General features: G+C 47.5%; 12 protein-coding genes. All 12 read right to left on the bottom strand.

The features are described from left to right. Positions 1-115: 115 nt before the first annotated feature. On the bottom strand, positions 116-595 hold the full coding sequence (locus KTH90_RS16230; protein ID WP_158355643.1) for a GNAT family N-acetyltransferase: 480 nt from the start codon (positions 593-595) through the stop codon (positions 116-118). Between the two features lie 538 nt (positions 596-1,133). After that, a complete protein-coding gene (locus KTH90_RS16225; protein WP_158355642.1) occupies positions 1,134-1,823 on the bottom strand; it encodes a response regulator transcription factor in 690 nt (229 codons plus the stop codon). Further along, positions 1,816-3,309: a HAMP domain-containing sensor histidine kinase gene (locus tag KTH90_RS16220; RefSeq protein ID WP_158355641.1), complete on the bottom strand. Its 1,494-nt coding sequence runs from the start codon at positions 3,307-3,309 to the stop codon at positions 1,816-1,818. The genes KTH90_RS16225 and KTH90_RS16220 overlap by 8 nt, the downstream gene beginning before the upstream one ends. Positions 3,310-3,629: 320 nt before the next feature. After that, entirely contained in the window at positions 3,630-5,069 is a 1,440-nt protein-coding gene (locus tag KTH90_RS16215; protein WP_158355640.1) for a sugar ABC transporter ATP-binding protein, read from the bottom strand. Positions 5,070-5,078: 9 nt separating this feature from the next. Then, on the bottom strand, positions 5,079-6,134 hold the full coding sequence (locus KTH90_RS16210; protein WP_158355639.1) for a sensor histidine kinase: 1,056 nt from the start codon (positions 6,132-6,134) through the stop codon (positions 5,079-5,081). Positions 6,135-6,167: 33 nt separating this feature from the next. After that, positions 6,168-7,793, bottom strand: coding sequence for a response regulator transcription factor (locus KTH90_RS16205; RefSeq protein WP_238727056.1), 1,626 nt, complete (start codon positions 7,791-7,793; stop codon positions 6,168-6,170). 109 nt (positions 7,794-7,902) lie between these two features. Then, the gene (locus KTH90_RS16200) at positions 7,903-8,874 is read right to left on the bottom strand and encodes a glycyl-radical enzyme activating protein (RefSeq protein WP_158355637.1); all 972 of its coding nucleotides are present in this window, start codon (positions 8,872-8,874) and stop codon (positions 7,903-7,905) included. A gap of 20 nt (positions 8,875-8,894) precedes the next feature. Beyond that, positions 8,895-9,845, bottom strand: coding sequence for an ABC transporter permease (locus tag KTH90_RS16195; RefSeq protein WP_238727055.1), 951 nt, complete (start codon positions 9,843-9,845; stop codon positions 8,895-8,897). A gap of 43 nt (positions 9,846-9,888) precedes the next feature. Beyond that, positions 9,889-11,409, bottom strand: a complete 1,521-nt coding sequence (locus tag KTH90_RS16190; protein ID WP_158355635.1) for a sugar ABC transporter ATP-binding protein — start codon at positions 11,407-11,409, stop codon at positions 9,889-9,891. A 98-nt stretch (positions 11,410-11,507) separates the two neighbouring features. Continuing rightward, a complete protein-coding gene (locus tag KTH90_RS16185; protein ID WP_158355634.1) occupies positions 11,508-12,758 on the bottom strand; it encodes a substrate-binding domain-containing protein in 1,251 nt (416 codons plus the stop codon). Between the two features lie 36 nt (positions 12,759-12,794). Then, positions 12,795-13,049, bottom strand: a complete 255-nt coding sequence (locus KTH90_RS24940; RefSeq protein ID WP_158348385.1) for a glycine radical domain-containing protein — start codon at positions 13,047-13,049, stop codon at positions 12,795-12,797. A gap of 74 nt (positions 13,050-13,123) precedes the next feature. Then, on the bottom strand, positions 13,124-13,552 hold the full coding sequence (locus KTH90_RS24935; protein ID WP_275061424.1) for a pyruvate formate lyase family protein: 429 nt from the start codon (positions 13,550-13,552) through the stop codon (positions 13,124-13,126). Positions 13,553-13,561: the final 9 nt, after the last annotated feature.

The following is a 13,561-nucleotide window of genomic DNA, read 5'->3' as shown; positions in this document are numbered from 1 at the left end:
AGTAACCTTAAGTATGAACTCTGCATATCAAAGCTTTTCATAATTACATCTCACCTCAATACAGGTTGACTCAATATAGGTTCAGGTTCAATACAGGCTCAGGCTCAATACAGGTTCAGACTAAGGATCTGCATTTTACCATCGTATAAAGTCCATGCTCGTCAAGGGCTTTTCTATTGTCCTTGTATGTATAACCCATCTTTTCATAAAATCCACACGCAGTTATAGATGCGCCGATCTCTATTCTCTGCGCTCTCCGGAACAATTCGTCCTGTTCCAACGTATCCATGATTATTCTTCCTATCCCCCGCCCCTGATATTCCGGAAGAACAAATATGGTTACTAAGCCGCTTTCGTTCAGGCTTCCATTGAGACTTTTAACGGAACCAGTACCGATAATCTTATCCTGCTCACAAATGACATACATATGGGCATTTTCAGATATATGACATACATGTTCCGCATTATGCTTCTTTGCCAGGCATTCCATCTCTTCCTGATCGTAGTCTGTTATATTCACCTCTAAGAAATTTCTTTGTATTAATGAGGCAATCTCCGGCGCATCTTTCCTTTCAAACCTTCTTACAGCGAACATCCCGTTCATTCCTCCCGCTTAAAGAATATGGGAAATACTGAGAACTTGTATTTATTGTCCAATAATCTACACCATGTATAACCGTTTATAAAGTTTTATACCCTCTTTAACCATGTAATCTCGACGCATTTTCCCTATGTTACCGTTTCTTTCCCTCTTATTTTTTTCTAACCGCGTAACTTTCGGTAGTATTTGTGGTAGTATAGGAATTTTATACTACCATGAGGAAAAGATTCAAAATCACTCTGCCTGTTCCGTAGATATGCCTATTGTAATACGATATAATGGATATGCTGTCAACTCTTTCCAGCAGGAAGGAGGTGTCTGCATGGAACCCTTAACTACTTTCATATTTTCTGTCATGGCAAGTGTAGCTGGCTACTACATATGCAAATGGTTAGACAGAAAACATAAAGACAGCTAACCTAAAATGAAATCCCGTGTACTGGCATACACGGGATTTCGCTTTGTGTCCACATGGTCTTAACTACTTTCTTAGCTATTTTTATATTATACTAAATTTAGTGTTATGTCAATATCACACCTTAAAGCGGTACCCCACGCCCCAGATCGTCTCAATATACTGCGGCTTCGCCGTATCATATTCTATCTTCTCCCGGATCTTCTTCACATGTACTGTAACCGTAGCGATATCTCCCACAGACTCCATATCCCAGATCTGATGGAACAGTTCTTCCTTTGTGTACACATGATTCGGATTCTGTGCCAGGAAAGTCAGCAAATCGAATTCTTTTGTGGTAAAGTTCTTCTCTTCCCCATTAATCCAGACCCGTCTGGCCGTCTTATCTATCTTCAGGCCCCGGATCTCTATGATTTCATTTTCCTGATGGCTGCTGCTCATCAGCCGCTCATAACGGGCGAGATGAGCCTTCACACGGGCCACCATCTCACTGGGGCTGAAGGGTTTCGTCATATAATCATCCGCCCCCAGGCCTAACCCCCTGATTTTATCTATATCATCTTTTTTAGCCGATACCATAATGATCGGAGTGTTTTTATTTTCCCGCACCTGACGGCAGATCTCGAAACCATCCACGCCAGGCAGCATCAGATCCAGGATCAGCAGATCATAATCCTCTGCCATCGCCCGTTTCAAACCGATATCCCCGGTGTTCTCGATCTCTACTTCAAACCCGCTGAGTTCCAGGTAATCCTTTTCCAGGTCCGCGATACTCTCTTCATCCTCTACAATCAATATTTTACTCATCCACTGGTACCTCCTGATATTTTCTAAGCACGAAATACATGACTGTCCCTGTACCTTCCTTGCTGGTTGCCCAGATCTTACCTCCGTGGTCTTCAATGACCTTCTTTACGATTGAAAGACCGATTCCGCTGCCGCCCTTGGATGAATTCCGGGAAGCGTCCGTGCGGTAAAAACGATCAAAAACGAAGGGGAGATCTTTGTTGGAAATTCCCTTTCCATTGTCTTCGATTTCGACCTGGATAAAATCTCCCACGTCTTTTACCCGGATATTTATATAGCCTTTGGATTTATCTATATATTTTACCGAATTATTGATAATATTATTAATCACCCGCTTCAGTTGTTCCGCATCGGCGATAATGACTACATCCTCCGACACATAATTAAAATATGCCAGTTCGATGTTCTTGGCTTCCAGGTCCAGTCCTACTTCTTCTATACAATCATTAAAATAATTGTTGACATTAATTTTGTTAAACGTATACGGGATGCGGTCGGTATCAATCTTCGAGTAAAAGGTCAGCTCATTGATCAGCCGGTCCATGTCATTGGCCTTATTATAAATCGTCTTAATATATTTGTCGATCTTCTCAGGGGTGTCCGCCACACCGTCCATGATGCCTTCCACATAGCCTTTTACCGCTGTGATCGGCGTCTTCAGATCATGGGAAATATTGCTGATCAGTTCCTTATTCTGCTGATCGAACTGGAGCTTTTCCTCCGAAGTGATCTTCAGGCGCTGCCGCATCTCCTCAAAGTCCATACAGAGTTCACCGATCTCGTCATCCGCTTCCGGTTCGATCGTAAAGTCCAGATTGCCCTCTTTGATATTCTGGGCCGCTGCTTTTAACTTCTTCAAAGGAGAAGCAACGCTCCGGTAGATCCAGGACGTCAGCACCGCGCTGGTACAGACCAGGATCAGGATAATGGTGATCATCATGTCAAACGCGAAGGACCGGACCTGCGGAATCACTGCTTCCGCGGATGTGATGATGAATACACTTCCCGGTTCTCCATCCGCACAGTTAAAATCGATCTGTTTGACCAGTGCCTGGACCTCACCGCCCAGGTACACGCCGCCTTCCAAAGTGGAATCATAATTCCCATATTCCGGCAGATGCTCGAAAATCTCGGAAACATCCTTATCACTTCCATTATAAATTAACGTATCCCCCCGCCGGGCCAGGATATAAGAATATTTTCCATAAAGCTCGTTATTCACGGTGCTAAGATAAGCCTCGCTTTCCAGTTCAGAACCGTCCGTGCGGGCTTTCTCCTGGATCTTGTCATGGGTGGCTATGGTCAGGCGGCTGAGGAATTGAACGGAGTTCGCCAAAGATCCATAATCTTCCCCCGAGATGCCATAGGTTTCCTTCATGGACCGAAGCTGGTAATTTCCGAAGCCCAGCAGCGCTACCGCAGTCAGCAGCACCGGGACAAGTATAATTGTAAAAAATGCAATAATCAACCTGGTTTTTAGCTTCAAGTGCAAAAACACCTGCTTTTCTATATATAATGAAAGATCCTCCGGGGATCTCAGATATCCTGTTCCCGCAGCCTCCCACTAAACCTTCCGACAGCTCCGGCTGCATAACTATTGTTTATTATAGCACATGGTCAATCTGAATTCACGAAAACTACTCTAAACAATTATAAAATTTTCATAAAATTATACCTTTTATACTAATACCAAGTCCATGAAACCTCCATCTGTAACGTTCACCAAAGCCGGGAAGCCCTCCGGGGGGCGGGATGGGATGCTCCCCGGAGGGCTTCCCGGACCACTGTAGGGCCTCCCGGACCAGCTCACTGCTTCTTAGCTATCACCCCTTTATGGATCACATATTCTGTTTCAATAATTTTCGATTCAAACTTATAGCGTTCTGACAGAATCAGAACCGGCACGCCGTATCTGCTCAGTTCAATCATCAGCCGGTCTATGACATGATCCGGCTCATCCTTTAAAAAGGGGGAGGGAATAAAAAGCAAAAGTAATTTCGGTTTGCATAATATCCATTTGCAGAACGCAAGCTGCATGATCTGTTCCTGCGTCAGGCTTTTGATGCTTTTTTCAAGATCGAGGCCGGGCATCAGCTTTCTGATGTAATCCTCCGCCAGCTTCCTATATTTATGATGCAGGAAAAAACCTGGGTTTTTCAGGCACAGCGGATAGCAGGCATTTTCCGTAATGCTTAGATTTTCAAACAGAAGATTGTCCAGGTTTGCGAAATCGACGCAGCCGATCTCCCCTCTGGTGATGGCCCGGCTTAATACGTTCAAATTACGGGGCCTGCCTTCATATATAAATTTTCCGGCAGTAGGATTCGCCCTGCCCGTGAACACACTTTTGATTTCCAGGTAATCCATTCCGCTGCGGCAGTTGATCTCGGCGATTTCCCCTTTGGACAGCTTCAGGGAAAACTGCTGCAGATGACCGCAGCAGATATCCTGCGCTTCCAGCACGATACCCTTGAAGCCGTCGAAGAACCGGTCATCCTTCTTTCTTAACAGTTCGCCTGGGTTTGATTCCCCGTCCGCGTTAATCAGGCGCGCGATCTCGGAATACTCGATCTCAACTCTGCTGTAGCTGCCAACCCCTCTGCCCTTTTCGATGACCTGTACCCGGTCCAGTGTATTTAGCGATATATTGTTCAGAGATTCAATCTGACAGATGGCGTAGCCAATCTGCGCCAGCCGTTCATAAAGCTGGCGAAGCTTATTGCGCTCCTTTGATCGCAGCATACCGTTGATGTCCGATACGATAATCAATTTGTGATGGCACACCACAGCGTGCAGGATCTCGATCTGCAGCCGTTGGAACGTGGTCAGGTCCTTGATTTTCATATGGAGCGGTATATCTATGTCAAAAAACTCCATCAGCCGGGCAGCCACTTTCTTATGCTTCCTTCGTTTGATGAAAAAACTTGGAATGAAGATATTATCCACGATCGTCAGCGATTCAAACAACTGCGAATTGCCGGAAATAACCGACGTAGTCTCCGATATCAGCCTTCGGATGATGCTATTCCGGTCATCGGATACGATTCCTTGTTCATTATAATAAAAATCTCCGGACACCAGGCTGTTTTTGCAGCGGAAAAACTGAATCAGCATCTCTTTTTCAAACGAATCGTCAGTGATAATACCGCTGATTTCCCCTTTGCAGAAATGCAAAAAGAAAGGCCCTTTTTGTATCCTTCCCTGTCTGATGAATCCGTTATGCATTCTGAATATTTCTTTTTTCATACATGCCTCTTATCTGTCCGGTACCGGGGAACCCTGTCCCTGTCTGGGAACCGTAATTTTGACATTGGTGCCCACTCCCGGTGTGCTGAAAATATAGATGCCGTATTCGTCGCCGAACAAAAGCTTGATCCTCTGGGATACATTTTTGAGGGCAATGCCCGTATGGCCGTTTTTCAGCTTTTTTTCTTTTTCGGCGTCATATTTTTCCCGCGGCTGAAAAGGCGTTTCGTTGAGGGAATTGTTCAGCGCCTGCAGTTCCTTCTCCGGCATGCCCATACCCGAATCCTTGACGCTGATAAACAGATGTGTTTCCGTCTGCTCGAACGTAATCGAAATGGTCCCTCTGTTGACCTGTGCTTCCAGCCCGTGACGCACGCTGTTTTCCACGATCGGCTGCAGAGTCAGCTTCGGAAGCCTCAGGCACCGGATCTGCTCCTCGTCATCCAGGAAATTAATCTCCAGCTTTAATTCATCTCCAAACCGATACTTCTGTATTAAGAAATAATTGTTGATATTTTCCAGCTCATCGTCCACGGTCACCAGAAACTGTACGTCGGATATGGTATAGCGGAAAAAAGAGGACAGCGCCTGTGCCACATTAGCCAGGGATTCCATGCCGCTGGTTAAGGCATCTCCGCGCATCGCCTCCAGCGTATTATAGAGAAAATGCGGGTTAATCTGGTTTTGCAGAGCCAGATATTCCGCCTGTTTGTTCGCTTCCTTTAACAGCTCCTCCCTGTTAATCAGCTCGTTGATATGGTTGAGCAGATTTTCTTCCTCGGTCAGAAACATATGCGTGGACGGCATGATTTTTAAACTGCTGGTCTTTCCGTTCATAAACTCGTTATAGGACTTTTTCAGTCCTTTAATGGAGGTCTGTATCCGAAACAGGTATATCATCAGAAGCAGTATCCCTGTCAAAAAAAGCAGGGTGCTGACGGCGATATAAAGCTTACTCCCACCGTTAAGCAGCATGTATACGGACACCAGCAGATCAGCACTGACAAACACGATCAAAGCCGTCATCACCACGTTTAAAAATTTGGAAATTGTATAGCGTTTCACGAAGCCATCTCCTTATATCCCCTGCCTGCTGCCTTATGCAAACAGCTTGCGGTATTCATTCGGCGACACGCCGGTATATTTTTTAAACCGCTTCGTAAAATATTTCGCATCGTTGAATCCTACCTCTTCGGCGATTTCATTTACACTTTTATTGCGGTTAATTAAAAGTTCCTTGGCGTGCTGCACGCGCGTATAGGTCAGGTAATCGATTAACGATTTTCCCATCTGCTTTTTAAAGATACTGGATAAATATGTCTCGTTCAAGCCTACATGCCTGGCAATCTCCTCCAGTTTCACCGGTTCCATGTAGTGTTCCTCTATATAGAGCTGCGTCTCACGGATCGGCTGCGTGTTCTGGTCCTCCTTTTCCTCACAGCAGCGTTTCAAGAGCATCTCAAAAATCTCGCTTAAATAGTTAAAAGCGCCCGAGATGCTGTAAAAATACTCCTTCTGCGATATCAGGTTATCCTGCGTAAAATCTTTAAAATCGGTTATTGGGAAGGTCTGGATGCCTTTGAAGAACAGCTTCACAAGCATCTGATATATTTCAAGCACTACGTTACCGTCTATTTTCCCTGAAAAACGGTAAAGATACGTCACAAGCTCGTTGATTTGTGCCGACACCGCCTCGCTGTCCGCGTCCACCACATCCTTTAGAAACTGTTTCCTAAAGTTCTCATTGATAAAATAAGATGCATCAAGCTCCACTGCCGGTATGTCGCTATATTTGATGATTTTATTTTTCCCTTTCAGGATTTTGTAGTGGATACAGGCATGGCATTCCTTCACACAGCTGCTGATTCTGCCAAATTCCCCGCACACACTGCTGATCCCGATGGTAAAATTAATTCTCTGCAGAATGTCGTTGACTACCAGCAGCTTGTTTTTCACCTGGTTCAACTGAATCCTGGCCTGTTCCAGCGAGTCCTTGTCTCCGTTGAGCAGACAGAAAAAACTGTTTCCCGAAAGCGCGGTGACGGTCTCGATATGCTCGCCTTTTAATTCCCCGACGACAATGTCCTTGATTTTATTCTTTAAAAAATCCTGGACGGAAACTGTATTTTCCTCATTGCTCAAGATGAATTCCACCTGTAATAACTGCCACTGCCTGCCCTGGAATTTCAGATGGTATTCCTCCATAAACCGGTTGAGATTATGTATCTTCGGCGCCTGCGCCGCGTCATTTAGAATAAGTGTCAACAGGTTGACTTTAATTTCCTGCATTGATTTGAGCGTCAGGCTTTCTTTTTCAAGCGGCAGGGCGATCTCACGGTCGATCAGTTCCATCCCCTTTTGCAGGGCGTGCTCAAGTTCCTCCTTCTGAATCGGCTTCAGCAGATAATCCACGACTCCGTAGCGCAGCGCCTGATGTGCATATGGGAACTGGCTGTAGCCTGTGATAATGATGACTTTAATTTCCGGGAACTGATCATTCAGCTTTTTGATCAAATCGATTCCGCTCAGGCCCGGCATCTGGATATCCGTAATCAGAATATCCGGCGACAACTCCTGACACATTTGAAACGCGCTCCCGCCATCGCGCGCTGAGCCAATCACCTCGAGTCCGTGCGCCTCCCAGTCGATCAGCGCTTCTATCAAACGGCATATATGCTGTTCATCGTCTACGATGATTACTTTTCTTCTAGCCACGTCCATCATCCTTTTCTTCCTCTTTGCACAGCGAAAGCGCCCTTTGTTAAGGCGCTTCCCCGGAGCATGTTTGAAAATCAGCTCCTGCTATCTGCCACCCCAGCAACGGGCACTTTTGCTAAAATTGATAAATAGGTATCCCATAACCTGCCAATATCTGTTTTCGCTCTTCCATCTGTTCCGCGGAAGGCGGGGTCAGATCCTCCAACGGATAGTTCCTGCCCAGACTATAATATTTCCCGCGGCCCAGTTTGTGATAGGGTAAAAGTTCCATGCCCGTCACATGCGCGCATTCCGTGGAGACAAAGCGCGCCGCCGCGTCGATCTCCTTTGCCGTATCATTAAAACCCGGAATAACGGGAATGCGGATAAACAGTTTGTTTCCATAGATTCCGGTCATTTTATCTGCCAGCTTTATATTCTCTAAGACCAGCTCATTGCCCTGTCCCGTCCACAAACGGTGTTTTTCACTGTCCATATGCTTGATGTCCATGAAAACGGTATTCAGATATGGGAATACCTTCTCGTAATCCTCCTTGTCCGCATAGCCGCAGGTTTCGATTCCCGTATCGATCCAGCGCTCCGTCAGCATTCGCAGCAGCGCATAGGTAAATTCAGGCTGTGCCATCGGCTCGCCGCCTGACAAGGTCACACCGCCCCCGGATGCCTCATAAAAAGGCACGTCCCGTTTTACTATATCATAAACCTGTTTTACCGTCATTTTATCACCGGTCGTTTTTCTGCATTTCGCGTAACAGGCTGCGGTACAGGCAAACGCATGCTCTCTCGTATGACAATCCCTGCAGATATTGCGGTCTGCATTGAGATCATCGCCGATGGCTCCATACGGACATGCCCTGAGACAATTTTTACAACCGAAGCATTTGTCCGGGAAAAAACTCATTTCAGGCGCGAATAGCTGGGTTTCGGGATTGCTGCACCACCGGCAGCGCAGGTAACAGCCTTTTGTGAAAACCGTCGTTCTCACTCCGGCTCCGTCGTTAATCGCATAACGCTCAATATTCGCCACAATACCGGTCGTTTCTGATAATTGATCAATATCCTGCCTTAGCAGTTCATCGCGGATCATAATTTATCCCTTCGCCTTCCTTATTTTCTCTTGTAAAGCAGCACTGCCAGAACAATGACCACGCCCTTCACAATCATCTGCGGATAAGAGGCAATTCCCATCAGATTCATAATGTTATACAGTACGCCCATCAGCATGGCGCCGACAATCGTCTTTGTCACGCTGCCGGAACCGCCGGTCATAGCCGCGCCGCCGATGACTACTGAGGCAATCGCGTCCATTTCATAGCCGTCACCCACCGTAGCCGTTCCCATGCCGAGACGCCCGCACAGCAGAATCCCAGCAATCGCGAAGCACAGACCTCCCAGCGCATAGCTGAGCACGAGATACGTCTTGACTTTTATACCGGCCAGATACGCCGTTTCCTTGTTGCCGCCGATTGCGTAGATCCCGCGTCCAAACCTGGTACGGTTTAAGACGAATAAGAAAACGAGATAGACGATAATCATCACCAGCACCGGATTGGGAATTCCAACGGTGGTGCCTTTCACCCAGTTTGGCAGAAACGTCCCGTCAATCCGGCGGTTCTGTCCGGTCTGGTACATGTACGCTGCGCCTTTTAGTATCGTCGTCATGGCCAACGTGGCTATAAACGGAGCGATATTTAAAAAGGCTACCATGGAACCGGAAACCGAACCGATTACCAGCGCCAGCAGCAATACGATAAAAACTGAGACAATGCCGTGTCCGTCCTGGATCAGCCCCGCCGTCAGGCAGACCGTGATACAGACGTAAGCACCGGTGGATAAGTCGATGCCTCCGGTAATGATGATCACGAGCATCCCGATTGCGCAAATGGCATAAATCGAATTCTGAATCAGCACCGACATCAGATTGTTCTTTGTAAAGAACGCCGGCGACAGAAAGCAGCTTGCAATAAACAGTATCACAAAAGCGATGATGACGAAATTAGACAATGCGAAATCTGCTATTTTTTTCAGCCTGTCTTTTCCTGTTTTCACATTTTTCATTTTTTCCTCCATTCGTGCGTATTCCCGCACATATAGATATACTTTACAGGGCTATTCCTGTTGCATAACGCATAATGGAATCTTCACTCAATTCTTCTCTTGACAGCTCACCCTGCACCTTTCCTTCATACATCACGTATACGCGGTCGCTGATGCCGATGACCTCCGGCAGGTCCGAAGAGATCATGATGATCGTATTTCCCTGAGCCGCCAGTTCTTTCATAATCATATAGATTTCATATCTCGCGCCCACATCAACACCCCTTGTCGGCTCGTCGAGAATCAGAATACCCGGCTGCGTCGCCAGCCATTTGGCCAGCACCACCTTCTGCTGGTTACCGCCGCTTAAGCTGCTGACGGGATTTTCGATGTTTTCCGTCTTAATGCTCAGTTCCTCTTTCAGATGATTCACAATTGCTTTTTCCTTACCCGGAAATAAAAGGCCATATTTGATTATTCTTGACAAAGAAGCCATAGATATATTGAAACGGATTGTCTGGTTCAGGATCAATCCCGTTGTTTTTCGATCTTCTGTCACATACCCGATTCCAGCCTTGATGGCCGCGGCGGGAGAGTTGAATTTCACTTCTTTTCCGTTAAGTTTTACAACCCCCTTCCCCTTCCCCTGGTATGCGCCGATTACCGCCGACATCAGTTCGGTTCTGCCTGCTCCCAGCAGACCTGATATTCCCACAATTTCGCCGGCGTGAAACTGCATCGAAGCGTTCTCTACGATATTCGTGTCATACAGCGGATGCGGCACGGAATAATCGCAGATCTCTAACGTCACGTCCCCCGCCTTTGTATCCATATGCGGATACATGTTTTCCATTTTACGCCCGATCATGGCGGCGACAAGCTCGTCTACCAGGATCTCTTTTGTCTGGAAGGTGTTGATCATTTTGCCGTCCCGCATGACGGACACCCGGTCCGAAAGCCGGAAAATTTCCTCCAGACGGTGCGTGATATAGACGATGGAGATTCCCGTTTCCTTAAGCTTCTCAAGCATTTCCATCAGGAAATCGATCTCGCGTCCCGTCAGCGGAGCCGTCGGTTCGTCCAGTATGAGGACGCTGCCGCCCAGATAAATCGCTTTGGCAATTTCAACCAGCTGCTGCTGCCCCACCGTCAAATATTTGATTTTTGTTTTCACATTTAAATCCAGTGAAAATTTTTCCAGTATTTCACCCGCCTCGGTGTACATCTTCTTCCAGTCAATACCCGCGGCAGATACGGGCTGGTTGCCCAGGAAAATATTTTCCGCAATACTCAAGTCCGGGATCAGCTCCAGTTCCTGATGCACGATTGTAATCTTCTCTTTTTTGGCGTCCATTGGAGAACCGATTTTTACTTTTTTCCCATTCAGCAAAATTTCTCCCGAATAAGAATTCGCCTGGAATTTACCGGTCAGCACATTCATCAGCGTGCTTTTACCCGCGCCGTTTTCCCCGCAAAGCGCGTGGATTTCGCCCGGCTTTACCTGAAAGTTTACGCTATCCACCGCAGTAAGACCGCCGAATTTCTTGGTTATGTCTTTTAGTTCCACTGCATACCCATTGTCCATTCCTTGCACCACCTAACCTTCGTTGATATGGAGCCGGAGCCGCCGCACCCGCGGTTTTTCAGCCGCTGCGGCAGCTCCTGACTGCCTCCGTTTTAGAATTAATATGTAGAATTCGGATCTAAGTAGTTATCCACATTCTCTGTGGTAACGAGATCGTTCATAACGTAGAAGGTAGAAGGTGTCGATACGCCGCTTGCCTGCAATGCAGCCATGTAAACAGCCCATTTCCCCATCTGTCTCGGATCGTTATACGCGTCGCAGACCATGCCCTTGTCTCCATCCTTAATCCACTGCAGTACGGATTTACGTCCGTCGATGGTACATACCAGGATATCTCCAAGCCTGTCGATCTGCTCTAACGCCGCTTCCACGCCCTGCGCGCCGCCGTCGCATGCGGCGAAGATAACGTCGATATCAGGATTTGCCTGTAATACGTCCAGCGTCGCGTTCATAGCCGGTTCCGGCAGCCACTGATAATACTGGTATGCCACAATATTCAGATTGTTCTTGCCGTACTTGTCAAGCATGTAATCGGTCCATCCCATGATCTGCCCCCATCTGCGCAGGTCGGATTCTTTTTCCTGGGGAGCGGAGGACAATACAAACGCTTTGACCTCGTCCTTCCAGCCGTTCTTTTCATCGTAGTAGCGCGCCAGCTCAAAGCCCGTCTTATAACCGGAATCCTGTACGTCCGCGGACACAAAGGTGAAGGGACCGCTGAAGTCCACAGCCTGATTGACAACCGTCAGAGGGATATCCGCCGCGATGATGGAATCAAGGCCTACGTTGGTGGAGTTGTAAGGATTGACAATGATGGACTCCATACCCAGGTTGATCAAGGTCTCGACGTCGGCGATCTGCTGGTTCATGTCGTCATTGGCATCGTAAATGGTCAGATTTACGCCCAGGTAATCCGCTTCCGCCTGTGCAAAATCCACAAGCTGCTCATACCACTCGGAACCTGCGATACGATGCTGGGAAAAACCAATGTTCATACCTTCAAACTGGTTCTGCGTACCGATCATCTGATCGGCAAGTGCGCCTTTTAGTTCCGGCGTCGACTGGAAAGAGCCGTCTACTATGTCCGCCCCCTTCGGGTCTACCGCCTTGGCATAATCAATGACCAGTTCCGCCGTGTCATGGAATGCACCTTCCGCTTCCGCAGCGGCATCCGCTCCTTTAGCCGCATCTGCATCCGCTGCTTCCGGAGATGCCGTTTCCGTTGACGGTTTTTCGGAACCTGCATCCGGCGCTTGTGTGGATGCCGTGCCGCCGCAGCCCGCGAGGGTAGAGATTGCCATAGCGATGACAAGCGCCATGCTGGTACATTTTGTCAGTTTTCTTTTCATGTTCTTCCTCCTTAGAATACATTATACTGCTGTTTCTCAAAGTTTCTCCTCAGTTCTTGCAATGATGTCTTCCTGCACGTCCTTTGACAGCTGGGTAAAATAAGCGCTGTAGCCGGCGACACGGACCAGCAGATTTGCATATTTATCCGGATCCTTCTGCGCCTCCAGCAGCGTTTTCTTACTGACTACATTAAACTGCATCTGGTTGCCACCCATTGCAAAATACTGATCGATCAGACTGACGAATCTTTTTAAACCATCATTTTTGTTTACCTGTACTGTGTTTTCCATTAAAATCCCATCCTTTCTGAATGAATTTATAATTTCAAAACGAATTTATATTTACAAAGCTAACTCATAGAATACTAAGCAAGTTCCTCGGGGCTGAATTTCAAGTTATACAGCGAGCCGCAGGAAAACAGTTCGTTGTGCAGTTTTGCTACGGAAGCGATCGCCGCTGTAGGGCCGCTCACATCCGTTCCTCTCATGGGTGACTGTCCGTCCGCCACCGACATGTAGGCATCGCGCCCGTCCGGTGTAGCCCCGCACACATGACCGAACGGTGTGTTGCTGGATACGGTGCTTGTGGAGCAGTGCAGTGTGCCGCCGATCGGTCCCCTGCCATATCTCGTGTTCTTGTACGAAGACAGCTCCTTCGCTATCATCGCCATCAAATCCCGAGCGATAAAGTCCACCTCGTCCACGTCGTTGCCGTATTTCGGCACTGCAAGGCACATCGCCTTGATCTGCGGGCCGGTGGGCACCGTCGTCTCATCCTGCCAGTTCGTCTCCAGCGCGTGCTG

The organism is Diplocloster modestus (assembly GCF_019042245.1).
Lineage (GTDB): Bacteria > Bacillota > Clostridia > Lachnospirales > Lachnospiraceae > Diplocloster > Diplocloster modestus.
The sequence above is the reverse complement of the archived record's forward strand: the minus strand, read 5'-3'. Positions and strand labels throughout refer to the sequence as shown.

Coding starts and splice junctions, on each gene's coding strand:
- KTH90_RS16190 (WP_158355635.1), bottom strand. CDS start 11,409: ATGGACAATGGGTATGCAGTGGAACTAAAAGACATAACCAAGAAATTC.
- KTH90_RS16225 (WP_158355642.1), bottom strand. CDS start 1,823: ATGAGTAAAATATTGATTGTAGAGGATGAAGAGAGTATCGCGGACCTG.
- KTH90_RS16195 (WP_238727055.1), bottom strand. CDS start 9,845: ATGAAAAATGTGAAAACAGGAAAAGACAGGCTGAAAAAAATAGCAGAT.
- KTH90_RS16205 (WP_238727056.1), bottom strand. CDS start 7,793: ATGATGGACGTGGCTAGAAGAAAAGTAATCATCGTAGACGATGAACAG.
- KTH90_RS24940 (WP_158348385.1), bottom strand. CDS start 13,049: ATGGAAAACACAGTACAGGTAAACAAAAATGATGGTTTAAAAAGATTC.
- KTH90_RS16185 (WP_158355634.1), bottom strand. CDS start 12,758: ATGAAAAGAAAACTGACAAAATGTACCAGCATGGCGCTTGTCATCGCT.
- KTH90_RS16200 (WP_158355637.1), bottom strand. CDS start 8,874: ATGATCCGCGATGAACTGCTAAGGCAGGATATTGATCAATTATCAGAA.
- KTH90_RS16215 (WP_158355640.1), bottom strand. CDS start 5,069: ATGAAAAAAGAAATATTCAGAATGCATAACGGATTCATCAGACAGGGA.
- KTH90_RS16230 (WP_158355643.1), bottom strand. CDS start 595: ATGTTCGCTGTAAGAAGGTTTGAAAGGAAAGATGCGCCGGAGATTGCC.